The organism is Mycolicibacterium sp. HS_4_1 (genome assembly GCF_054515875.1).
The window spans coordinates 988,564-1,011,575 of the sequence record NZ_CM137261.1; the positions used below are offsets into that span (position 1 = coordinate 988,564).

Consider the following 23,012-nt stretch of genomic DNA (forward strand, 5'->3'; position numbering starts at 1 on the left):
GCCAAGACGGCGTCCCTCAATTTGCTAACAGTCGTACCCACTTTGGCGGCACCGACTTTGTGATGGCGAGAAGGTGGCCATTGAGTAGTCGCCGCGTCAATTTGCGGTTTGCTACAGGTTTGCCATTTTGCGCATCACCAGCCTGCCGACGGTCGTACCCTGCATACCAGTCGACATCGATTCAGGGTTGGGCAACGGCGCCCCGCCACACCTCGATCTGACGCTGGAGTGCCATGACGAAACCGCGGCCGCCACTGCCGCCGTTGCCGCCCGTCGCTACGGGCCAGATCCGTGCCCCGCTCAACAGGGATCGCACCCCGCCGTACAAAATCGCCGGCCTCATGATGGCGCTCGTCGCCGCCGTGGGGCTGACGCTCACCTGGCTGCAGTTCCGTGGGTCCTTCGCCACCAAAGCCGAGGTGTACGTGCTGGCGAGTCGCGCCGGGCTGTCGATGGACAACGGCTCGAAGGTCACCTACAACGGGGTACCGATCGGCCGGTTGAAGGGCACCGAAGCAGTGACGGCTCCAAGCGAAAGTCCCGAAGCCAAACTGATCCTCGATGTCGATCCGCAGTATATGTCGGTGCTGCCGCGCAACGTGGACGTCAAGTTGCTCGCCACAACGGTTTTCGGCAACAAGTACATCTCCATGACCTCGCCGCCGAACCCGACACCGCAGCGCCTCAAGGCCGGCGACACCGTGAACGCCGTCAGCGTCACCACGGAGTTCAACACGTTGTTCGAGACCGTCACCGCGATCTCCGAACAGGTCGACCCGGTGAAGCTGAACCAGACGCTGACCGCCGCGGCGGAGGCGCTCGACGGGCTCGGTGACAAGTTCGGGCAATCACTGGTCAACGGCAACGTCATCCTGGCCGACCTGAACCAGCGGATGCCGAGCTTCCGGCACGACACGAAGGCGCTCGCCGACCTGACCGAGGTGTACGCGCAGGCGTCGCCCGACCTGTGGGACGGCCTGAAGAACGCGGTGACCACCGAACGCACATTGAACGACCAGCGCGACAACATCGATCAGGCGCTGATGGCGTCGGTCGGTTTCGGCAACACCGGCGGCGACATCTTCGAACGCGGCGGCCCGTACCTGGTCCGAGCCGTCCAGGATCTGCTCCCGACGTCCCAGTTGCTGGACAAGTACAGCCCCGAGATCGATTGCGGCATAAGGGCTCTGCCGCGCGCAGTGGCCGTCGCAACGCCGATAGTCGGCGGTAACGGTTACTCCCTGGTGTCCCATACCAGTCTCGTGGGGGCCGCCAACCAGTACGTCTACCCCGACAACCTGCCCCGCATCAATGCCCGGGGCGGGCCCATGGGCCGGCCCGGTTGCTGGACGGTGACCAGGGACATCTGGCCCATGCCCTACATGGTGCTGGACACCGGTGCGTCGATCGCGCCGTACAACCACTTCGGCCTCGGCTCGCCGTTCGCATCCGAGTACGTCTGGGGCCGCCAAGACGGCGAGAACACCATCAACCCGTAAGCACCACATTTTCGAGACCGACGCGCGCCCACACGGTCTTGCCGCTCGATGTCGGCAGGTTCCCCCCCGTCTGGGTCAGCGCAGTCACGATGTCCAGGCCGGATAAATGGTTGGTGCCGAAGGGAATTCCCTCCTTACGCAGCGCCAGCTTCGGACTGGCGTCCGCGACCGCTACGGTGGCGAATCGGCCCTCGTACTCCAGCCGTCTCGTCCCCATGAAACGGGGTGCCGTGATCTCGGATCGCACGCGTGAGAAGAGCGCAGTGGGAGATTGCGTCGACAGTGGGCGTCCGGGTGATTGAGCCCTTCGAAGCCGGGGTACCCGCATCTTGCGCACGAGAGGAGACAGACCGTGGCTGAGCCATCGCAAAGTGTTCTGACGCGGCTCCGGAGATCGGGTCCGGCCGTACGTACGGCAGTCGAAAAGCAGGAATGGTTGGATCGACCAAGCTACCGGCTCGAGCACTTCATGACGTTAGTCTTCGCTGCCATGGGACGTCGTCGTGATCAGGTCGCCAATGCGCTGCACGGAACCTGGCTGGGACACCCGCTGCATCCGGCGTTGACCGCCGTGCCCATCGGTGCCGCGACAACGACTATCGCCATGGATGCCATCGGACTGATGGCGCGGCGCGCGCCGGAGTGGCGCGTCGCCGCGAGATTCGCCCTGGGAGTCGGCTTGGTGGGAAGCGTCGGAGCGGCGGCGACCGGTATGACGGACTGGCAACATACGCAAGAACGATCGCGTCGGCTGGGCCTGGCCCACGGCGCTTTGAATGCCGTCGCGACGGGCCTTTACGCGCTCTCCTGGCGGGACCGCGGTCGGGGGCGTCAGGCACGCGCCGTAGCAGCCAGTGCGCTCGGCCACGGGATCACCCTCGGCAGCGGCTATCTGGGCGGTGCCATGGTCTACGGATGGGGTACCGGTGTGGACCGCTCCGGGACGCGGCGCAGGCGTTCTCACTGGACACCCGTTCTGCCGATTGCGGATCTCGACGGCCAACCGCGACGCGTGCAGGTCGAAGGCGTCGGAATGGTGCTGTACCGCAACGACTCTCAGGTGCTGGCCACCGGCGAGAATTGCCCGCACCTGGGTGCTCCGATGGACGACGGGTGGATCGATCGGGACCGGATCGTGTGCCCATGGCACGGCTCACGTTTCTCGTGTCAATCCGGTGCGGTGATGCGCGGCCCCGCCACCGCGGACTTGCCGACTTATCCGACCCGTATCCGCAACGGGATGGTCGAGGTGCGCGGGGTGACGCGATGAACGCCTACGACGTGTTGTTCGACCATCACGAGGTGCTCCGCGGTCTGTGCAAGAGGATCAGCGCACTGCCGCCCGAGTCTGACGCACGAAGCGACGCGCTCGACGAACTCGTTGGGCGAGCGAATGCTGCAGCGCAAATCGGAACTGCGCGACTCCACACTCGAGAAACTTCGCGTCAAGGGGCGCGCTGCCCTGTTGCGCGCAATGTGAGCGGCAGTACTGTCTCGCGCAATCAGCGCTTTCGACTGCAGTTCGGTTGGGCCGGTTTCGTCGGCCAGGCGCACACGTTGAGGTACGTCTCGGTGCCGAATCCGCCGCCGTCGAACACGCCGTAGTTGTCGCCGTGGGTTCCGGTGTAGGTGGCGCCGCCGCCACCTCCCGGTCCGCCGTCGGACGACACGATGGTGGTGACGGTCCAGCCCTTTCCTTCGAGTGCGGCCTTGTACGCGGTAACCACATCAGTGGGGGAGCCCGTCACCTTGAATTTGAGGTGAATCCCATTGTCCGCCACGGCGTCTGGCCCGTAGGTCTGGGCAGTGCCGGCGGGGGTCGGCACCAGCGCCTGCAGTTGCGCGGGGCTGGCCGCGCCTGCTGATGCTGACGACGCAGTGCTCGTCGATGTGGCGCTGGTCGAGGCCGCGCTCGACGATCCTTTGGCGGAGTCGGATCCGCTGCCACACCCTGCCACGAGGCCGATCACTGCTGCCGCGATTGCCGCCGAACGAATTGCATTGCCCATGGTGGCTCCCGTCGTTGAGCGCACCGTATCAACGTATTCGCCGGAATGGCCAAAAACGGCGCGGTTGGGCGGCCGCGAACATCGCACCTACGATGCGAACGTGGTAGCGAAAGGCTGGGGCGGGCACATCCCGACGGCTACCTACGGTCCCCCGCGGCTGGGTCGCGCCGTCGTCGCGCGGCCGGCGGTCACCCGGACTCTGCTCGCGTCGGACGCGAGCCTGGTCACCGTGACCGCACCGGCTGGGTACGGCAAGACGACTGCGGTGGCGCTGTGGGACGACGCCGACCCTCGGCCGTTCGCCTGGGCGCGGCTGGACCACCTGGACAACGATCCGGCCCACCTCCTGCTCCACCTGGTGACCGCGCTGGACCAGGTCGCGCCGGTCGAGGCCGCGACGGTCCAGTACCTGCGCGGACTCGGCCGGGCCGTTGATACCCAACTGGTACCGGCGGTGGTGGCGGCGCTGGAATCCGCCGGTCCAATGGTGTTGGTGCTGGACGACGTGCACGAGCTGACGCACGACGCAGCAGTGTCGGCCTTGCGCGCTCTGGTCCAGCTGACCCCGGAATCGACGACGCTGACGCTGACCGGCCGGTACGCGCCGCCGCTCGACCTGGCGCGCCGCAGGCTGCAGGGCGGCCTGCTGGAGATCGGCACAGAGCAGCTGAAACTCTCTGTGGCAGAAGCTGAATCGGCGCTCGAATCCGTGGGCGGCCCAGCCGGGGCGACGGCTGCGCGCTTGGTCGAGCGTTGCGAGGGCTGGGCGGCCGGCGTCGTCATGGCGGCGATGGCGTTGCGCGACGGCGCCTCCGGTGACGCGATCACCGGACGCCACCGGCTGGTCGCGGACTATCTGGTCGAGGAGGTGCTGGGCCGCCTGGACTCGACGGTCCAGACGTTCCTCGTCGAATCGGCGGTTCTCGACCACTTCAGTGCCGATGACCTGAACAGCGTTCTGCAGCGCGATGATTCAGCCGATATGCTCCGGACCATCCACGCCTCCGGAAACCTGTTCCTGGTCGCGCTCGATGAGCACGGCATCGGGTACCGGTATCACGGCTTATTCGCCGATCTGCTGCGGGCGCAGCTGCGCAACCGGGATCCGGCGCGGTTCCGCGGGCTGGCCTCACGGGCAGCCCAACATTTGGAGCGTGCCGGCGACGTCGACAGAGCGTTGCTTCACGCTTTATCGGCCGACGACCCGGCGCACGCCGCGGCGCTGGTCGAGCGCGATGCCGTGCGGCTCGGATTCGACGGGCGCGCAGGGGTTCTGGCACGACGACTGAGCCTGCTCGATGAACACGTCTTCACCCAGTACCCCGATGCCGCGATCGCCCGCGCCTGGCTGGGCGTGACGTTGGGGGATGCCGAGCTGATCCAGCGGTCGCTGCTGCTGGCAGCTGCGGGAGACCACGGCCAGGAGTTGGCCGACGGTACGACGTCGGTGAAAGTGGCTGCGGCCCTGGTCGGTTCCGTCATCGGTATCGGCGGTCTGGTGGAGATGGTGCGGCACGCCGACACGGTGTGCGCTGCCGGCGATCACCTGGTCAACCCCTGGTGGGGTGCCGCGGCATCGGTCAAGGGCGCGGCCCTGTCGATGATCGGTGACGCGGAAAATGCTAGGGCCACTTTGGAATCGTCGCTGCCGGTCCTCGACGACCTCCCCGGCTTCCGGGCCGTCGCGCTGGCCCATCTCGCCCTGCTGGACCTCGACGACGGGGCCGTTGTCGTCGCGGCGCAACGCGGCGCGCAGGCCCGCAGCATCGTCGACTCCCGTGACCTGTGCGACCTGGTGCCGATGGTCGTGGTCTACGCGGTGGACGGCCTGGTGCGCGGGCATCGTGGTGACGTCGCCGGGGCCCGGGAAGCCATGCGGGGCACCGAACGGCTGCTGGAACGGCTCGGTGAGCTGGCTGCGCGTACCGCGGCACTGGGGCATGCACTGACCGCGGCCACTGCCCTCGAGATCGACGACCCGCAGGTGTGCCGTCGGCATCTGGATGCGGGGCAGCTGGCCTGCCGTCGGGAGCCTGAGGCCGCCGCGGTGCAGCAGCGGTTGGTGCGGGTGCGGGAATTGCTTGCCGCACATGCGCAGCACGGTCCGCGGTCGGCATTGACCGCGGCCGAGCTGCGCCTGCTACCGCACCTGGCCACCCACCTGTCCCTGCAGAAGATCGCTGCTGAATTGCACCTGGGTCGGGAAACGGTGAGGAGCCAGACCAAATCGATCTACCGCAAGCTGTCGGTGTCGTCGCGCACCGAAGCGGTGGCCGAAGCCTGCCGCCTCGGTCTACTCGACCAGCACTGACCGGTCAGGCCCTGCGGGCCAGGAACCTGGAGAACGGGATCAGCATCGTGAACTCGGCGATCAGCACCACCGTGATCATCACGGTGACGCGCGGGATCGCTCAGCGTCACATTGTCACCAGATTGCGCCAGAACGATTTCAGGCTCCCGCTGGCGCCGAAGAGAGTCGTGAAATGCGTCGAGTCGACCAGCACGATGTCGCCGGCGCGCTCACCGGACGGCGGCATGTGGATCAGTGCGTTGAACTCGGTGTTGCCCGCGAGGGTGAATGGGTGGGGTCGGTTCATCTCGATCGGCTGCCGGCCCAGGACCCGGAGCTCCGGTCCCTCGGGCGCGGTCAACTGGTAGTGCGGCAGGTGCGGGTGCAGGGCCAGGGTGGTGACGTCGCGCAGCAGGCCCGCCGAGTCCAGATCGCGGAAAGCGGTAAGCGGCACAATCTGTTTGGTGCCCTCGACCGTTGCGGGACGCAGACCCCAGGTGTTGTGCACCGGGATGTTCAGGCCGGTCAGCAGCGAGCGGGCGTAGCCGCTGAAGTTCTGGACGCGCGGCGTCAGTGGGTCGCCATGGTGCAGGTACTCCATCTGCTGCTGCTCTTTGTCGTCGGTGAAGCCGACGTCGTGGTGCGGCGCCAGCATCAGGCACGCGCCCTCGCGCTTGAGCCACTGCTGGATCGCCGCTATCTCTTCCGGCGTGGCCGCCTCGTCGCCGAGTAGGTGGTCCAATCCGAAGATCATCAGGGTGTCGGTGTCGTTCAGGATGCGCTCATCGATCGGCAGCCGGTAGCCGGCCTGATCGACGCGCTGGAACACCGCCACCGGGTGCCCGGTTGTGGCGCCGGCCACGTCCTGAAAGGACAGGGACGAGCGGTGGAACAGCTCCAGCGTGCCGTCGACCCCCTGCAGGAACTCCCGCGGGCTGTACTCGGGGCCTTCGTAGGCCGGCCATGTGGCGGCGCGAACCTCGGTCATGGTGGAGAACCGGTTGTACAGCAGTGCGGGGTCGCGCTGCGCCTCCCACGGGTAGCTCCACGACCAATAGATGCTGACCCGGCGGTGGCCGTTGTGTGGGCGAGTGATGTGGGCCTGGTTGTACGTGCGGGCGTAGGACTGTGTTGCCATGATGTCTCCTAATTCTTCAAAGTCGAGAGATAGCGCAGCGCGTTCAGGCCGGGCAGGAAGAAATATGCCCCGCCGCGCAGCGTGGTGAATGCCGGTAACCCCTTGTGTACCTTGCGGATAGGACGCCTCGGAATCGTGAAATCCAGCGTGCCGTCCTGGGTGCCGCAGATGGGGTCGTGTTCGTTACCGAGCTCCTGGAACGCCGTGTCGTTGATCCAGACGTTCTGGGCGAACTCGAATTGCCGTACCAGGCTGGCGCAGATCAGGAACATCCCGACTCCGCGCTCGACACCGTCGTCGGCCGCGCCTTCGGGCAGTACCGGGCCGTAGGTGCCGCTGCGCCGGATCATCCTGCGCCGATTGGGATTCGGCTCGCTATCGCGGGGGTTGAGCCGGCGCGCATGCGAGCCGACCGGACACTTGTAGCCGTATGGATCCATGGTGGCGTAGTCGAAATCGTTGTTGCGCATGGGATCCGCGCCGAGCTCAGGATCGTCGCGCTCCGGCGCCAGCACTAGTGGCGCCCCGCTGCGCCAGCGGCCCATGAACTTGGCGGCCAGTAGCTCCTGGCCCTCGGCGTCTTCGGCATTTTGCTTCAGGTAATCGCGGAAGACACCGACGTGTTCCTCGAGTCGGCGGTATGCCAGATAGCTCCCGTTACGCGAAAGCGCTTCGAGAGCAGGATGATTCGACACCAGACCGTCCTCATCCGGATAACCGAGGAGGAATTCGCCGGGAGCCAGCGCACCACCGGCGCCGGGGATCAAGGTCTCGCTCGACCCCTGCATCTGCGGCTGGGAAATCGGGTCGCGGTACCCGAAGTGATCGTGGTCGTACTCGAACGGCGGGGTGGCCGCCAGGTCCAGATGCGACAGCGTCCGCACTCCGGGACACCGGGCCAGCAGCGCGTCGTGCTCGCCGACGCACCGCACCCGCTCGTCCTCGTCCCGGGCGAAGAGAATGACGATCGCGTGCAGATCGTCGCCCGCCAGTCCACCGACCCAGTGTTCGGGTGCGGCCGCGCCGGTATCGCCGAGGATGTCGGCGCGGGCGGCCATACCCTCGCGGAACTCGGCCGGGAAGGTGGCCAGGGTCTCCTCATCAACTCCCAACGCGCGCAAGCCGTTCCAGGTGAAGGCAAGGTTGACCCACCGCTTGAAGATGTTGACGGTCTTGCGCACGTCGGTTGCCGACTGCACGAGCGAGACCATCTCGGCCAGCCAGGCCTGCCCGGCCTCAGCGGTGTCGAACGACAGGAACTCGTACCGGCCGGTGAGGTGGGGCGTCCCGGTCAGCATGATGTGCTGGATGTCGTCGAATTCGAGTGCTGTCACTGCATTTGGTCCAACATGTCGGAGAATGCGGCCTTGAGCCGCAGGGCCTTCTTGATCTCGACGGACGCCACGTACGGGTACTCGCCGTACTCCAGGAAGCTGGGCACCTGGTGCTCGCGGACGAACATGATGAACGCCTCCGGGTTGGTCTGCCAGTCCTCCGGGAAGCCCTCCAGATGGGTGAACGCGGTGGTGATGCCCGTCGAGCTGAACAGCTTGACGGCGTCCTCGGTGTACTTGTCGAAATCGGTGTCGAAGATGCCCTGGTACTGGAAGTGCAGGCCGGAGCCGACGTCGAACAGCTGCCAGCGCAGGTAGTGCAGCTTCAGCGGGGCCAGCACGTCGGGCTGGGCGGCGACGGCGGTCTCGAGTTGCTTGCCGTAGTCGCGGATGGCCTGCTCGTGGCCGTCGAGGACCTTGGCGATGATGTTGAAGCCGTAGCACGCCGGCGTCTGCGGATAGACGGGTCCGTAGCGCCCGCGCGTGAGCTCGAAGTAGCCCTCCTTGGGGATGGCAAGAGCTGCGGGCCGGGTCCAGTCGTCGTTTCCTTTGTGCGCCATGGCAACGAGATTATGGACGCGACGGACGGCCGTCGTCCCCCGATTCGGGGGAAATTGACGCGCCGGCGGTTCAGCCGCGGCTGACGGTGTTGGACCCACCGGGAGTGGGAATTTCGGGTGTGCCCGAGTGATAGGTCACCCGGTTGTCCATGCCGGACGTGATGATCTTGTCGGCAGAGTCGACCACCACCGTGTTGTCGATGCCGGACACGTTGACCGTCGCGCAGTGCCCGGTGATGGTGACGCTGTTGGACACCCCGCTGATGTTCACCGGGCGGTCATTGCATTCCAGCGTCCGGCGGCCCCGCACGCCCGCGATCTGGATGGGCCTTCCCGGATCGTCGGACTGCGGCGGCAGTTCCACGAGGCCAGGCCCGGACATAACCGTCGTGCCGTTGACGACCACCGAGGACTCCTCGCTGGACGGCGCCGGGGTGGGCGCCGAGACCGAGGCGCTGGGCTGCCTGCCGGCGCTGGGTGGGAGGAACGTGGTGTGCTTCTTGCCCGTGAGGTTGGCGAAGGCGACGATTCCCGCGATCAACGGACCCGCCAGCACAGCGAGGATGACGACCGCGAAGATCAGGCGACGGCTCTTCGACGCCGACACACTGGGCACCGAGGGTGGCGCTGGCCAGGTGTTTCGGGGCCGGCTGAGGTACGGCATACGCGCCGCCGGTGCGCGGGACGACCACGCTTGGCCGGGCTCCGTCAACTCCGAGGCCCGGGCCTGTTGATTCATCGCGCGCTCGAGCTCGCGGATGCGGGCCTCTGGATTGTCGTCGCGACTCATGGTCCGATGCTGTCACACCTGGCAGGCCCGCTCAACGCCATTGGTACCGCGTCTTGGGCCGGCCCGTCCCGCCGTATTCGCTTCGGCGCGTGACGGTTCCGTCCTCCGCCAACCGTTCCAGATAGCGCCAGGCAGTCACCCGGGCCACGCCGACGGCCTTCGCGGCCTGGTCCGCGGTCAGCCCGTCGGGGCTGTCCCGCACCGCGCGGGCGATGTCGTCGTTGGTCAGAGTGGCGGCGCCCTTCGGGGCCGCAGATTTGTCTGCGCCGGTGCGTAATTCGGCGAGCGCCCGGTCCACCTCGGCCTGGCTCGCCGCGTCCACCCCGGACGGCAGTGCCGTGCGGTACCGCTGATAGCGCTCCAACCGGTCCCGGAACGCCGCGAAGGTGAACGGTTTCAGCAGATACGCCAGCGCGCCGTGGGCCACGGCGGCGCGCACCATCTCCAGGTCGCGCTCGGAGGTGATGGCGATGATGTCCGGGGCCGGACGCAGCCCCGACAGCGCCGAGGCCAGGTTGATGCCACTGGCGTCGGGCAGCCCGAGGTCCAGCAGCACCAGGTCGACGGGCTCGTCCGTGGTGGTCGCCCGGGTGGCGTTCTGAATCGCCTCACGCGCGGTATGGGCCACCGCTGCCACGGAAAACCCTTCCAGCCGTTCGACGTACGTGCGGTGCGCCTCGGCGATCAGCGGGTCGTCGTCGACGATCAGCACCCTGGTCATGCGGGCACCGCCGGAATCGTCACCGACACCACCGACCCGTAGCTGACGTCGGAGGAGAGCGTGCCGCCGTGCCGCTTCACCACCTGGGCCACCAGCGCCAGTCCCAACCCGTGTCCCGGAGCGGTTTTCGTCGAATAGCCCCGGCGCATGGCGTTTTCGAAGGCTTCCGGGTCCATGCCGGCGCCGCTGTCGGCCACCCGCATCAGCAGTTCGGCTCCGGGCTCGCAGCGCACCGTCACCTCGACCCACGGCTCATCGCGGTCGCACGCATCCATGGCGTTGTCGATCAGGTTGCCCAGCACTGTCACCATCTCCTGGCCGGTCAAGGGCAGATATGAAGTGTCCGAGGGCAATTGAGAGTCCGCGGTGACTGTGAACTCGATACCGCGTTCATGGGCCTGCGCGCTCTTGCCCAGCAGCAGCGCAACCAGTGCGGGTTCGCGGACCTCACTGGACAGCCGGTCGACGAGTCGCTGGGACAGCTCCAATTCGTCGGTGGCAAACGCGACGGCATCGGCGGGACGGCCCATCTCGACCATGGTGATCACGGTGTGCAGCTTGTTGGCCGCTTCGTGCGCCTGCGCCCGCAGCGAGTCGGTGAGTATTTTCAACGAACTGAGTTCGCCCAGGGTGCTTTGCAATTCGGTGCGGTCCCGGATCGTCACGACCTCCGAACCGGACGTGCCGGACACCGGTGACCGGCTCACCACCAGCACCCGCTCGTCGGTGACGTGAACCTCGTCGCGCACGCCGGGATCGGCCGCACGCAGGAACTCCGGCAGATCGGACAGCGCCACGGCCCCTGGCGGCAGGGCCAGCAGGCGGCGCGCCTCGTCGTTCGCCAGGGCGACGCGGCCCTTCTCGAGCACCAGGAGGCCCTCGGACACCGAATGCAGGACGGCGTCGTGATGCTCGTACATCACCCGCAGCTCGTCCGGCCGCAGGCCATTGGTCTGCCGGAGCAGCCGGCGCCGGATGAGCCACGTACCCGCGAGCGAAAGGCCAAGGGCGGCAAGGCCGATCACGATGATCACCGGAATCTGGTGGCGCCACTGCGCGGTCAGGGTCGTCTCGGTGATGCCCGCGGCGACCAGACCCACGACGCGGCCGGAGCCGTCCCGGACCGGGGCGATGGTGCGCACCGACCGGCCCAGCGTCCCGGTATAGAACTCGGTGAATGTCTGGCCCTGCAGCGCCGGCGCCATGGTCCCCAGGTAGTGGCCGCCGATCTGGCGCGGGTCGGTGTGGGTGAAGCGGGTGCCGTCGGGCGACATGACGGTGATGAACGCGATACCGGTCTGGACCCGTACCGATTCGGCCACTGGCTGAAGGACTTCCGTGGCCTTCCCCGTCTGCAGTGCGGCTGCGGTCGACGGCGCATCGGCCAGCGCCGTGACGATGCCGGTGAGCAGCTGCTTGGCCGCGGCGTCGTTGGTACGGCGGGATTGCACCACCGCCAGCGCACTCCCGGCCGCCACCACCACGATGATGATGGCGATCTGCAGGGCGACGATCTGGCCGGCCAGGGACCAGCGCGGCGCGGCCGGCCAACTGCGCATCACGGCGTCCTTCTGTGAAATCCTCGTGCCCTTCGCGTCCGCGTGAACTTCCGTGAACGAAATGAACATATGCGTGACGTGCCTCACGTTCTGGCTCAACATCCTTGCAGAAGATTTGCAACTCGAAGTCGGAGGACTGTCGACATGACTACTCAAGCGCCCCGCCGCGACCGCACGCATTGGCTGTACATCGCCGTGCTCATCGCCGTTGCCGGCGGTGTGGCCGTCGGCCTGATCGCGCCCGGGGTGGGCAAGGACATCGCGGTCCTCGGCACTCTGTTCGTCAGCCTGATCAAGATGATGATCACGCCGGTCATCTTCTGCACGATCGTGCTGGGCATCGGTTCGGTGCGAAAGGCCGCGACCGTCGGCAAGGTCGGTGGCCTGGCACTCGGCTACTTCCTGGCCATGTCGACGGTGGCGCTGGCGATCGGCCTGGTCGTCGGTAATCTGCTGAGCCCTGGATCGGGCATGCACCTGTCGGCGCAGGTGACCGGCCAGGGCGCGAAACTCGCCGAAAAGGCCCACGAGGCCGGTGGCCTCATGGATTTCGTCGCCCACATCATCCCCGAGACCATGCTGTCCGCGCTGACCAGCGGAAACGTCTTGCAGGCGCTGTTCATCGCGCTGCTGGTCGGGTTCGCCGTCCAGGCGATGGGGACCGCCGGTGAACCGATCCTGCTGGGTGTCCAGCACCTTCAGAAACTGGTGTTCCGGGTGTTGAGCATGATCCTGTGGCTGGCCCCGATCGGCGCGTTCGGCGCCATGGCCGGCGTCGTCGGCCAGACCGGCTGGCGCGCGGTCACGCAGTTGCTGACCCTGATGCTCGGCTTCTACGTGACTTGCGTGGTGTTCGTGTTCGGCGTGCTCGGAGTGGTGCTGTGGTCGGTGACGCGGATGTCCATCTTCCGGCTGGTCCGCTACCTGGCCCGCGAGTACCTGCTGATCTTCTCGACGTCGTCGTCGGAGTCGGCGCTGCCGCGGCTGATCGCCAAGATGGAGCACCTCGGCGTGGACCGCAGCACCGTGGGCGTGGTGGTGCCGACCGGCTACTCGTTCAACCTGGACGGCACCGCGATCTACCTGACCATGGCGGCGCTGTTCATCTCCGACGCCATGGGTCGGCCACTGGCAATCGGGGAGCAGCTGGCGCTGCTGGCCTTCATGATCGTCGCTTCGAAGGGCGCGGCCGGGGTCACCGGCGCGGGCCTGGCAACCCTGGCCGGCGGTTTGCAGAGTCACCGGCCGGACCTGCTGGACGGCATCGGACTGATCGTGGGCATCGACCGGTTCATGTCGGAGGCGCGGGCCGTCACCAACTTCTCGGGCAACGCGGTCGCCGCTGTGCTGATCGGAGCGTGGACCGGGACGATCGACCGGGTGAAGGCCGACGCGGTGCTCAGCGGTGCCGATCCGTTCGATGAACTGACGATGGTCGATTCGGATGTCGACCGCCACTCCGCAACTTCGAGTGTGACGCCCGTCTCATCATGAACGAAATGTGAACTCATCGATAACAGCGAATATCAACGCCGGCTCAGGCGGGTCTCGGCACTGCCACGATCTTGATGAACGGAAGTGGGTTCTGAGTTGTATCGTGCTGATGGTACGGATGGGATTGGATGCGTTCGTGTCGCGGTGTGATGTTTCGCTCACTTTGTCCGGGAATGTCGGGAAACGGCGTTTCGAAATCCTCAGAAACGACGTCTGCCAATGTTTGCTCAATTTGATTTTCGCGAGCGTCTTCGCTGGTGGGGGCGCTGATTGCTCTTGATAACAAGTGCATAACAATTCGCACCTTAAGTAACCCTTAAGAGCGTCTGAGTAATTCGCGATGTGCCGTCGCTGAAGCTGTCCGGAATGTCGGTGGGGATCACTACACTTCTTGAAAGCAGCGCTCATCCGGGCGCACCCGGACGGGCAATCGACTACCGGCGCGTTGCCGCGCTGGCGGAGGTACCGAAGATCGTGGCAAATAATAACGCTCGTGCAAAAGCGAGGCGGGCTGGCGCCCAGGCGCAGCGCGGAATTATGGACATCGCGCAGGTCGGCCGCGGCACCATCGCCGACATCGCCGAGAGCGCGGGTCAGTTGGTCGCGACCAGCTACGCCGACAGCATCGTGTCGCTGATCGAACCGCGCAGCCGCAGCATCCGCGATATCGCCGTCGACGGCGAGCCGTTCGCGGTCGTCGCCACCGACGACCGGGCCTACGTCGCCGTGTCCGGCGCCGAGTTCGACGGCGTCGCCGTCATCGACGTCGCCACCGGTGCCGAGCTCGCCGCCTACCCGCTGGCCTCCGGCGTCAGCGCCCTGGCCGTCAGCCCGGACGGCAAGCGCGTGTTCGCCGGCCGAGCCGGCGACGCCTACATCGACGTCGCCGTCATCGACATCACCGCCGAACGCGTCGGCACCATCGAGATCGCCACTGGTGCGGCCATCAGCATCGATGCGCTCACGGTCGACCACACCGGTCGCCGGCTCTACGTCGCCACCACCGACGAGGTGGGCAGCCAGCTGGTCGTCGTCGACACCGAGACCGCCCGCATTCGCAACACCATCGTCATCGGTGCCCCGATCCGCAGCCTGGCTCTCGGCCCGGACAACACCGCCTACGTGCTGACCTCGGACCTGACCGCCCGTGGTGAGGTGCACGTCGTCGACCTGGCCGCCGGCCGGGTGCGCGGACGCTTCGCCGTCGGTGACGCCCCGACCCAGCTGGTGCTCGCCGCTGACGGCACCCGCGCCTACGTCGTCGACTACGACCGGGTCTCGGTGTTCTGTACCCAGACCAACGTGGTCGTCGACACCATCACCGCGGACGTCCAGCCGTCCTGCGTCACCGTCAGCCGTGACGGCTCGCGGCTGTACGTCGCGGACGTCACCGGTGACGTCACCGCGGTCGCCGTCGAGGCTCCCAAGCCGCTGCTCTACTCGCAGTTCATGGCGACAAAGTCCGTCGCCATGAACGAGGTCCGCGCCCTGGAGCCCGCGACCGTCTGATAGTCCGAACAGAACGCCCCCGCCTGCCGGCGGGGGCGTTCTGGCGTCTGTGGGATCAGTGCTGCCTGCCCGTACAGTCGAGCGACACCGAGATGGTCTTGCTGGTCTGCGGCAGCAGAATCGAATTGTTGTTGCGGCCCAGGCCCGGGCCGACCCATGGCACCCACTGCGTGGTCTGCTGTGGGTTGCGCACACTGGTCACGGTGCACTGGTCCATCGGACCCGTCCCGATCTTGTCGATCGTGACCACGTAGCCCTCGGACTGCAGCCGGTTGATGGTCTCTTGCGCCGTTTCGGCGGCAGCCAATCCCGCCGGCGCCAGCATTGTCAGCGCGGCCCCTGCGGTCGCCGCGGTCAGCGTCCAATTCCCGCGCATGATTTTCTCCTGTCGTACTAACGCCAATCATCCTCCTACCTGGCAGGGTCGGCTAGCATCTCGACATCCCAGCGGCAGCAACCCAGAGGCGAAATTCACGATGCTCAGTACGATGCAGGACGCCCCGCTCACCATCGCCACGATCATGCGGCATGCGATCGGCCTGAATTCCTCGCGGACCGTCACCACGGCGCTCGGCGACGGGCAGTACCGCACTGCGACCTACCGCGAGATCGGTGAGCAGGCGGGCCGGCTGGCCAACGCGTTGCGTGGTCTCGGCATCACCGGAGACCAGCGGGTGGGCACCTTCATGTGGAACAACGCCGAGCACACGGTGGCCTACCTGGCCATTCCGTCGATGGGCGCCGTGCTGCACACCCTCAACATCCGGTTGTCGCCCGAGCAGATCGCGTACATCGCGAACGAGGCCGAGGACCAGATCATCATCGTCGACATTTCGCTGGCCGCCCAGCTGGCTCCGGTGCTGCCGCAGCTGAACACCGTGCATACCGTGATCGCCGTCGGCGCAGGGGATTTGGCGCCGCTCGAGGCCGTCTTTGCTGCGGAGGGCAAGACCGTCCTGCGGTACGACGAACTACTGGCCACCCAGCCCGTCGCGTTCGACTGGCCGGAGCTCGACGAGCGGTCCGCGGCCGCGATGTGCTACACCAGCGGTACTACCGGCAATCCGAAAGGCGTTGTCTACAGCCATCGTTCGAGCTTTCTGCACGCTCTGGCGACGTGCACCAGCAACGCGCTGGGGATCGGCAGTGACGACGTCGCGCTGCCCATCGTGCCGATGTTCCACGCCAACGCCTGGGGGCTGCCGTATGCCGCGATTATGGCCGGCGCCGACTTGGCGATGCCGGACCGCTTCCTCGACGGCGCCTCGCTGATCAATCTGATCGAGACCTGCCGGCCCACCGTCGCCGCCGCCGTGCCGACCATCTGGAACGACGTGCAGCACTGCCTGGAAAAGGGCCCCGCACACGATATTTCGTCGCTGCGTCTGGTTGCGTGCGGCGGGTCCGCCGTGCCGGTGTCGTTGATGAAGACGTTCCAGGAACGCCACGGCGTCTACATCCAGCAGCTGTGGGGCATGACGGAGACGTCGCCGATGGCCACCACGGCCAAGCCGCTGCCGGGTGTCTCCGAAGAACAGCACTGGGCGACGCGGGCCACGCAGGGCCGCGCGATGTGTGGCGTCGAGGTCCGGGTCGTCGACGACGCGGGCGCACCGCTGCCGCACGACGGCGAGGCCGTCGGCGAGATCGAGGTCCGGGGGCCGTGGATTACGGGCAGCTACTACCTGGGCTATGACTCCGGCAAGTTCGACAGCGGCTGGCTACGCACCGGCGACGTCGGGCGCATCGACGACTGCGGTTTCGTCACCCTCACCGACCGGGCCAAGGACGTCATCAAGTCCGGCGGCGAATGGATTTCCTCGGTCGAGCTGGAGAACCATCTGATCGCGCACCCCGCGGTGCTGGAGGCCGCCGTGGTCGCAGTGCCCGACGACCGCTGGCAGGAGCGCCCGCTGGTCGCCGTGGTACTGCACGAAGGGGCTACGGCGACGCCCGCGGAACTGCGAGAATTCCTGGCGGACAAGGTGGTTCGTTGGTGGCTCCCTGAACGGTGGACGTTCGTCGATCAGGTGCCCCGCACCAGCGTCGGCAAGTACGACAAGAAGACCATCCGCGCCCGGTACGCCGACGGCGCCTACGAGGTCGTCACCATCTAGCGCGAGCTGGGGGTACCTCCCGCTTGCGGGAGGTACCCCCAGCTCGGCAGAGGACGATTACCGTTCGGCGCGCTGGTAGGCCGTCACGACGGCGGCGCCGCCCAGGCCGATGTTGTGCTGCAGGGCAGCGTTGACGCCGTCGACCTGGCGCTTGTCGGCGGTGCCGCGCAGCTGCCAGGTCAGTTCGGAACACTGGGCCAGGCCCGTCGCGCCGAGCGGGTGGCCCTTGGAGATCAGCCCGCCCGACGGGTTGACCACCCAGCGACCGCCGTAGGTGGTGTCGTTGTTGTCGATCAGTCGCGGCGCTTCACCCTCGCCGCACAGGCCCAGGGCTTCGTACAGCAGGAGCTCGTTGGCGGAGAAGCAGTCGTGCAGCTCGATGACCTGGAAGTCCTCGGGGCCCAGGCCCGACTGGTCGTAAACCTTCCGGGCGGCTTGGACATTCATGTCATAGCCGATGATGTTGGCGGCGCTGCCGTCGAAGGTCGAGGCGAAGTCGGTGGTCATGGCCTGCCCGACGATCTCGACGGCCTGAGAGGCCAGCCCGTGCTTGTCGACGAACGCCTCGCTGGCCACGATCGCCGCGCCCGACCCGTCGGAGGTGGGGGAGCACTGCAGCTTGGTCAGCGGGTCGGAGATCATCTTGGCCGACAAGATGTCGTCGAGGGTGTACTCGTCCTGGAACTGGGCGTACGGGTTGTTGACCGAATGCTTGTGGTTCTTGTAGCCGATCTTCGCGAAATGTTCCGGAGTGCTTCCATGTTTCTTCATGTGCTCACGACCGGCCGCGCCGAACATCCACGGCGCCACCGGGAAGGCGAACTCGTCGATCTCGGCCAGGGCCTTGACGTGCCGGCCCAGCGGCGATTCGCGGTCCTGTACGCCACCGCCGAGAGACCCCGGCTGCATCTTCTCGAAGCCCAGTGCCATGGTGCAGTCGGCGAGGCCGCCGCGGATCGCTTGTGCGGCAAGGTAAAGCGCGGTCGAACCCGTCGAACAGTTGTTGTTGACGTTGACGATCGGGATGCCCGTCATGCCGAGCTCGTACAGGGCGCGCTGGCCGGAGGTCGAATCGCCGGTGCAGTAGCCGACGTAGCCCTGCTCAACCTGGTCGTACGAGATGCCGGCGTCGGCGAGGGCCTTGTTGCCCGACTCGTTGGCCATCTGCGGGTAGTCCCAGCCTTCGCGACTGCCGGGCTTCTCGAACTTGGTCATGCCGACGCCGACGACGAACACACGATTCTTGGCCATGGGGTTCCTTTCGTTACTACCTGTAGTTCAGTCACGCGCGGCGCCTTTAGTCAAGACCCCAAAGGTCTGGTCTCCAGCGCCGAGCCGGTGGTATACAACCTAGAACGCGTTCTAGTTCTGGCGGTGCTCGGGAGGTTTCATGGCGTTGCGGGTCGTGCAGTGGGCAACCGGCGGAGTCGGCGTCGCTGCGATCAAAGGCGTGCTGGAACATCCGGACCTGGAACTCGTCGGCTGTTGGGTGCACTCGGAAGCCAAGAACGGCAAGGATGTTGGTGACATCATCGGCGGTGAGCGGCTGGGCGTCACCGCCACAAACAACATTCAGGACATCGTCGACCTGGACGCCGACGCCGTCATCTACGCCCCGCTGCTGCCGAACCCCGACGAGGTCGCCGCGCTGCTGCGGTCCGGCAAGAACGTGGTGACGCCGGTCGGCTGGGTGTATCCGAGCGAGAAGCAGGGCGCGCCGATGCGCGAAGCCGCGCTGGCCGGCGGAGCCACGCTGCACGGCACCGGCATCGCACCCGGCGGCATCAGCGAGAAGTTCCCACTGCTGTTCTCGGTGATGTCCACCGGCGTGACTTTCGTTCGGGCTGAAGAGTTCTCGGATCTGCGGACCTATGAAGCACCGGACGTGCTGCGGCACGTGATGGGGTTCGGCGAGACGCCGGACAAGGCGCTGACCGGCCCGATGCAGAAGCTACTGGACAGCGGCTTCATCCAGGCCGTCCGGATGTGCGTCGACGAGTTCGGATTCAATGCCGACCCGAAAATCCGCGCCCGCCAAGAGATTGCGGTGGCCTCCGCGCCGATCGACTCACCGCTGGGGCCGATCCAGCCCGGCCAGGTGGCGGCTCGCAAGTTTCACTGGGAGGCGGTCGTCGGCGACGAGGTCGTCGTCCGCGTCACCGTCAACTGGTTCATGGGTGAGGAAAATCTGGACCCCGCATGGGATTTCGGCCCCGAAGGGCAACGCTACGAGATGGAGGTCAAGGGCAATCCGGACTTCACCGTGTCTATCAAGGGCTTTCAGGGACTGGTCGGAGAGGACGGACCCGAACCCGGCGTCGTCGCCACCGCCGCCCACTGCGTCAACTCCGTGCCGGCGGTGTGTGCCGCGGAACCGGGTATCGCCACCTATCTGGACCTTCCGTTCTTCAGCGCGAAGGCGACGCCCAGGCTCCGCTGACGAGCAATAACGTCGCGCTCGCCGGCTGCGAGTGTGCGCAGATGGCCTGCCGCAAGCGGCGTGTCGGGGTACAGACCCGCACGCTCGCGGAAGGTGCCCTCGGCTAGGGCTGCACGAGTATCCGGATCGGATTGCCTTCGGCCCGATGGAGTTTCGCGATTCCTTCGGCGACGTCCTCCAGCGGGACGATCTCGCTGATCGAGCGGGTGAGGTCCAGACGGCCGCGGGACACCAGCGTGGCCAGGGTGCCGATGTCGGCGTTCTGGTAGCCCAGATGTCCCAGCACCTGCTTCTTGCTCAGGTTGAAGAACGACGTCGGGCCGATCGTCGGGGCGTCGGCGCTCATCCCGACCCCGACCAACCGGCCACCCACGGTCAGTGATGCCAGCGCCTGATCGAACGTCGACCCCCTGCCGACGGCGTCGAACGCGACGTCGAGCATCCGCCCGCCGGTCGCCTGCGCGATCTGCGCCGCCAACTCCGGGTCACGCGCGTCGAACGCGTAGTCGGCACCGACCTCCAGTGCGCGCTCCAGCACCGCCGGGTTGACGTCGACCGCGATGATCGGTGCCGCGCCGACCAGCCGGGCCAACTGCACGATGTGCGTCCCGAGCCCACCGACACCCCACACGCCGACGGATTCCCCGATGCCCACATGGCCGGTCCGGACGACGGCGCCGAACGGCGTGGACACCGCGTCGGCCAGGATCGCGGCCTGCTCCAGTGGCACGTTGTCGGGCACCCGGGTCAGCCCGAAGGCCTGCGCCACGGTGTACTCGGCCCAGCCGCCGTCGTATGCGAATGCCATGAGCCGGATCCGCAGGCAGTTCGACATGTCGCCACGCAGACAGTTCACGCACTCCATGCACGGCTTGCCGGCGGCGACGACGACGCGGTCGCCCTCAGCCCAGCCGGTGACGCCCGGTCCCAGCTTGGCGATGGTGCCCGAGGTCTCGTGGCCCTGGGTGACCACCGGGAGCTGTGCCGGGAACGTGCCGTTGATGAGGCTGAGGTCGGAGTGGCAGATGCCGCAGTACGCGACCTTGACCAGCACCTCGCCCGGGCCTGGTTCTGGAATCGGAACGTCCTCCACGACAACCTTTTTGGTGTCGGCGTAGAACCGTTGGGCCCGCATCGTTGAGGTCATGACACTCCAGTGGTCAGCTTCGTTGGTTACGATCGCCATCATGGCGCAGGCAGTGGTGGTCGAGCAATCACGAATAGTTCCCGTCCCGGTGGCCGAGGCGTTCAGCGGCACCGCCCCGATTCCCCTGAATGAGCTGTTCTGTCGCTGGTACGGACCCATCCCGCCGATCAAGGCCGTGCGCGACCAGACCGGCATCTGGGACGCGGTGGGGCAGACCCGGACCATCCTGCTGACCGGTGGCGGCACCATGGCCGAGACCCTGACCTCGTACGACGAGCCGCACTCGTTCGGCTACACCTTGTCCGACATCACCGGGCCGCTGGCGCCGCTGGTGAGTGGCGTGCAAGGGATGTGGATGTTCCAGGACGTTTCCGGCGGGCAGCATCCCAGCACGAAGATCACCTGGCGCTGGACCCTGCACCCGCGCAGCGCGCTGACCGCTCCGCTGCTGCCGGTGTTCGGCAAGTTGTGGAAGGGCTACGCCGGCCGGTCGCTGGAGCATCTTTCCGACCTCCTCGTGGGATGACGTTCCCTCGGCGCGCGGCGCGTCATGTTAGATGAACTAATGACCAAGCGTGCACTGGTGCTGGCAGGTGGCGGCATTGCCGGCATTGCCTGGGAGACCGGCGTCCTGCAGGGAATTGCCGACGAAGCCCCCGAGATCGCGGCGGCGGTTCGCAATGCCGACGTGGTGCTTGGCACCTCGGCGGGCTCGGCGGTCGGTGCGCAGCTGGGTAGTGCGCTGAGCATCGGTGAGCTGTTCGAACGCCAGATCGCCACCGAATCGGCGGAGATCCGGCCCAGTATCAAGATCGACGGCGTCATGGAGTTGTTCGTGGACGCGATGTCCCAGGCCACCGGCAGCCGCGCCGAGCAGTTGCAGCGTCTCGGGAAAGTGGCGGCCGCCGCGGAAACCGTCGACCCCGCGGTGCGCCGCAACGTCATCGAACGTCGGCTGCCGTCGAACGAGTGGCCCGACCATGACCTGCGCATCACCGGCGTCGACATCGACACCGGCGAGTTGGTGGTGTTCACCCGCGAGTCGGGAGTTTCCCTGGTCGACGCCGTCGAGGCCAGCTGCGCGGTACCCGGGGCCTGGCCGGTGGTGACCATCGGCGGTCGACGGTTCATGGACGGTGGCATGGGCAGCAGCGTCAACATGATCGCGGTCGGTGATTGTGACGCCGCGATCGTCCTGGTCCCGGCGCTCGCGGACTCGCCGTCACCGTTCGGGCCGGGCCCCGGCGCGGACGTCAGAAGTTTCGCGGGCAGCGCCTGTGCCATCTACGCCGACGCCGAGTCCATCGCCGCCTTCGGCGCCGATCCGCTGGATCCGGCCTGCCGCATTCCGTCGTCGCAGGCCGGCCGGGTGCAGGGCCGCCGCGTGGCAGCCGAGGTGGCCGCGTTCCTTACCTAACCGCCGAGATTGAGGGAATCAATTGCGGCGCAGGCTAATTCGTGCCCGATCTCGATGACTTCTTCAGCGCGGTAGAACTCCAGGCTGCGGCATACCGTGCGCGGGACCTCGATCAGCAGATCGGGCGGGTACGCCGCGAGGGTGTGCCGCATCAACGCGGCCTGCGAGATTTCGATGGTGCGGTTCAGGACTTCGAACCCGCCGAGTCGCGGCACGGGGTTGTCGTCTTCGGTGTCGGTGTCGGCGTCGGTGTCGGCCACGTGGTCGATGCTGTCGACCGCGTTGCTGAAGCGGGTGAGCACCGAGCGTGCCGTCGGGCCGTCGAGCAGGGTGCTCGCCGCGGCCCGGTCGATCAAAGAGGTTGTGCTGCGGCGCATCCGAGCCAAGAGCTCTGCTGTCGCACTGGGCGAGTCCGTCGGGGGAGCGGGGTCGCTGGCGTTGAGGCTGACCGCGATGGTCAGGTCGGCGTTGACCGCCGCGAGCGGCGCCATGGGCAGCGGGTCGAGGATGCCGCCGTCGGCCAGCAGTCGGCCGTCCAGGAGGTGTGGGGCGATGACGCCGGGGATGGCGATGGAGGCCCGGATCGCGGCGTCGATGGGCCCGCGCTGCAGCCAGACCGATTTTCCGGCGATGAGGTCGGTCGAGACGGCGGTGTACGGGATCGGCAGGCCCTCGATGTTCCGCGGGCCGATGATCTCGCGGACGGTCGCCAGAATCTTCTCCGCCCGGAGCACTCCGGCAGCAGTCAGGGACGGATCGAGGAGGCGGAGCACCGCGCTCTGGGTGAGGGCGCTGGCCCACGTGGTGAATTCGTCGAGTTTGTCGGCGGCTTGCAGCGCGCCCACGAGGGCGCCCATGGACGAACCGGAGATCCCGACGATGTCGAATCCGCGCTCGTGCAGCGCGTCGATGACTCCGATGTGGGCGTAGCCTCGGGCGCCGCCGCTGCCAAGGACCAGTGCGACCCGCATAGCCCTATTTTGGCGTG

The 23,012-nt window shown here is 66.9% G+C and carries 21 protein-coding genes; 9 read left to right on the forward strand and 12 right to left on the reverse strand.

Annotated elements, in window-relative coordinates; all coding sequences use genetic code 11:
* The first annotated feature begins 233 nt into the window (after positions 1 to 233).
* Complete coding sequence (locus ACX12F_RS04675; RefSeq protein ID WP_459368481.1) at positions 234 to 1,499, forward strand: MCE family protein; 1,266 nt, start codon at positions 234 to 236, stop codon at positions 1,497 to 1,499.
* Here ACX12F_RS04675 and ACX12F_RS04680 read toward each other — a convergent pair.
* Complete coding sequence (locus tag ACX12F_RS04680) at positions 1,489 to 1,716, reverse strand: hypothetical protein (protein WP_459368482.1); 228 nt, start codon at positions 1,714 to 1,716, stop codon at positions 1,489 to 1,491. The two genes, ACX12F_RS04675 and ACX12F_RS04680, sit on opposite strands and share 11 nt — an antisense overlap.
* Before the next feature lie 252 nt (positions 1,717 to 1,968).
* On the opposite strand from ACX12F_RS04680, the gene ACX12F_RS04685 reads away from it, so the two are divergent.
* On the forward strand, positions 1,969 to 2,769 hold the full coding sequence (locus tag ACX12F_RS04685; RefSeq protein WP_459368483.1) for a Rieske (2Fe-2S) protein: 801 nt from the start codon (positions 1,969 to 1,971) through the stop codon (positions 2,767 to 2,769).
* A 232-nt stretch (positions 2,770 to 3,001) separates the two neighbouring features.
* On the opposite strand, the gene ACX12F_RS04690 is transcribed toward ACX12F_RS04685, so the two are convergent.
* Positions 3,002 to 3,508 carry a hypothetical protein gene (locus ACX12F_RS04690; RefSeq protein WP_459368484.1) on the reverse strand — a complete coding sequence of 169 codons (507 nt, stop codon included), beginning with the start codon at positions 3,506 to 3,508 and terminating at the stop codon, positions 3,002 to 3,004.
* Between the two features lie 100 nt (positions 3,509 to 3,608).
* On the opposite strand from ACX12F_RS04690, the gene ACX12F_RS04695 reads away from it, so the two are divergent.
* Positions 3,609 to 5,819 (forward strand): winged helix-turn-helix domain-containing protein, encoded by a 2,211-nt coding sequence (locus ACX12F_RS04695; protein WP_459368485.1) that lies wholly within the window; start codon positions 3,609 to 3,611, stop codon positions 5,817 to 5,819.
* A gap of 106 nt (positions 5,820 to 5,925) precedes the next feature.
* Here the strand turns inward: ACX12F_RS04695 and ACX12F_RS04700 are convergent, their stop codons facing one another.
* From ACX12F_RS04700 to ACX12F_RS04725, 6 genes are all read right to left on the reverse strand, one after another.
* The gene (locus ACX12F_RS04700; protein WP_459368486.1) at positions 5,926 to 6,936 is read right to left on the reverse strand and encodes a hypothetical protein; all 1,011 of its coding nucleotides are present in this window, start codon (positions 6,934 to 6,936) and stop codon (positions 5,926 to 5,928) included.
* An 8-nt stretch (positions 6,937 to 6,944) separates the two neighbouring features.
* Positions 6,945 to 8,234, reverse strand: coding sequence for a Dyp-type peroxidase (locus tag ACX12F_RS04705; RefSeq protein ID WP_459370239.1), 1,290 nt, complete (start codon positions 8,232 to 8,234; stop codon positions 6,945 to 6,947).
* Positions 8,235 to 8,266: 32 nt separating this feature from the next.
* A complete protein-coding gene (locus tag ACX12F_RS04710) occupies positions 8,267 to 8,830 on the reverse strand; it encodes a hypothetical protein (protein WP_459368487.1) in 564 nt (187 codons plus the stop codon).
* 70 nt (positions 8,831 to 8,900) lie between these two features.
* Positions 8,901 to 9,620, reverse strand: a complete 720-nt coding sequence (locus ACX12F_RS04715) for a DUF3060 domain-containing protein (RefSeq protein WP_459368488.1) — start codon at positions 9,618 to 9,620, stop codon at positions 8,901 to 8,903.
* Between the two features lie 31 nt (positions 9,621 to 9,651).
* On the reverse strand, positions 9,652 to 10,341 hold the full coding sequence (locus tag ACX12F_RS04720; RefSeq protein ID WP_459368489.1) for a response regulator: 690 nt from the start codon (positions 10,339 to 10,341) through the stop codon (positions 9,652 to 9,654).
* The gene (locus ACX12F_RS04725; RefSeq protein ID WP_459368490.1) at positions 10,338 to 11,900 is read right to left on the reverse strand and encodes a sensor histidine kinase; all 1,563 of its coding nucleotides are present in this window, start codon (positions 11,898 to 11,900) and stop codon (positions 10,338 to 10,340) included. The genes ACX12F_RS04720 and ACX12F_RS04725 overlap by 4 nt, the downstream gene beginning before the upstream one ends.
* Positions 11,901 to 12,044: 144 nt before the next feature.
* Here ACX12F_RS04725 and ACX12F_RS04730 point away from each other — a divergent pair, with 144 nt between their 5' ends.
* Both ACX12F_RS04730 and ACX12F_RS04735 read left to right on the forward strand, forming a co-directional pair.
* Complete coding sequence (locus ACX12F_RS04730) at positions 12,045 to 13,394, forward strand: cation:dicarboxylate symporter family transporter (RefSeq protein ID WP_459368491.1); 1,350 nt, start codon at positions 12,045 to 12,047, stop codon at positions 13,392 to 13,394.
* A gap of 537 nt (positions 13,395 to 13,931) precedes the next feature.
* Entirely contained in the window at positions 13,932 to 14,903 is a 972-nt protein-coding gene (locus ACX12F_RS04735; RefSeq protein WP_459368492.1) for an MmpL3/TtfA transport complex stabilizer, read from the forward strand.
* A 55-nt stretch (positions 14,904 to 14,958) separates the two neighbouring features.
* Here ACX12F_RS04735 and ACX12F_RS04740 read toward each other — a convergent pair whose 3' ends face one another.
* Entirely contained in the window at positions 14,959 to 15,279 is a 321-nt protein-coding gene (locus ACX12F_RS04740) for a hypothetical protein (protein ID WP_459368493.1), read from the reverse strand.
* 100 nt (positions 15,280 to 15,379) lie between these two features.
* On the opposite strand from ACX12F_RS04740, the gene ACX12F_RS04745 reads away from it, so the two are divergent.
* Positions 15,380 to 17,020, forward strand: a complete 1,641-nt coding sequence (locus ACX12F_RS04745) for a long-chain fatty acid--CoA ligase (RefSeq protein WP_459368494.1) — start codon at positions 15,380 to 15,382, stop codon at positions 17,018 to 17,020.
* A gap of 57 nt (positions 17,021 to 17,077) precedes the next feature.
* Here ACX12F_RS04745 and ACX12F_RS04750 read toward each other — a convergent pair whose 3' ends face one another.
* Entirely contained in the window at positions 17,078 to 18,271 is a 1,194-nt protein-coding gene (locus tag ACX12F_RS04750; protein WP_459368495.1) for a lipid-transfer protein, read from the reverse strand.
* A 139-nt stretch (positions 18,272 to 18,410) separates the two neighbouring features.
* On the opposite strand from ACX12F_RS04750, the gene ACX12F_RS04755 reads away from it, so the two are divergent.
* A complete protein-coding gene (locus ACX12F_RS04755; protein WP_459368496.1) occupies positions 18,411 to 19,460 on the forward strand; it encodes an NAD(P)H-dependent amine dehydrogenase family protein in 1,050 nt (349 codons plus the stop codon).
* 103 nt (positions 19,461 to 19,563) lie between these two features.
* Here ACX12F_RS04755 and ACX12F_RS04760 read toward each other — a convergent pair whose 3' ends face one another.
* Entirely contained in the window at positions 19,564 to 20,607 is a 1,044-nt protein-coding gene (locus ACX12F_RS04760; RefSeq protein ID WP_459368497.1) for a zinc-binding dehydrogenase, read from the reverse strand.
* A 40-nt stretch (positions 20,608 to 20,647) separates the two neighbouring features.
* Here ACX12F_RS04760 and ACX12F_RS04765 point away from each other — a divergent pair, with 40 nt between their 5' ends.
* A complete protein-coding gene (locus ACX12F_RS04765) occupies positions 20,648 to 21,133 on the forward strand; it encodes an SRPBCC family protein (RefSeq protein ID WP_459368498.1) in 486 nt (161 codons plus the stop codon).
* Between the two features lie 39 nt (positions 21,134 to 21,172).
* Positions 21,173 to 22,024, forward strand: coding sequence for a patatin-like phospholipase family protein (locus ACX12F_RS04770; RefSeq protein WP_459368499.1), 852 nt, complete (start codon positions 21,173 to 21,175; stop codon positions 22,022 to 22,024).
* Here the strand turns inward: ACX12F_RS04770 and ACX12F_RS04775 are convergent.
* A complete protein-coding gene (locus ACX12F_RS04775; RefSeq protein ID WP_459368500.1) occupies positions 22,021 to 22,995 on the reverse strand; it encodes a patatin-like phospholipase family protein in 975 nt (324 codons plus the stop codon). The genes ACX12F_RS04770 and ACX12F_RS04775 overlap by 4 nt on opposite strands.
* Positions 22,996 to 23,012: the final 17 nt, after the last annotated feature.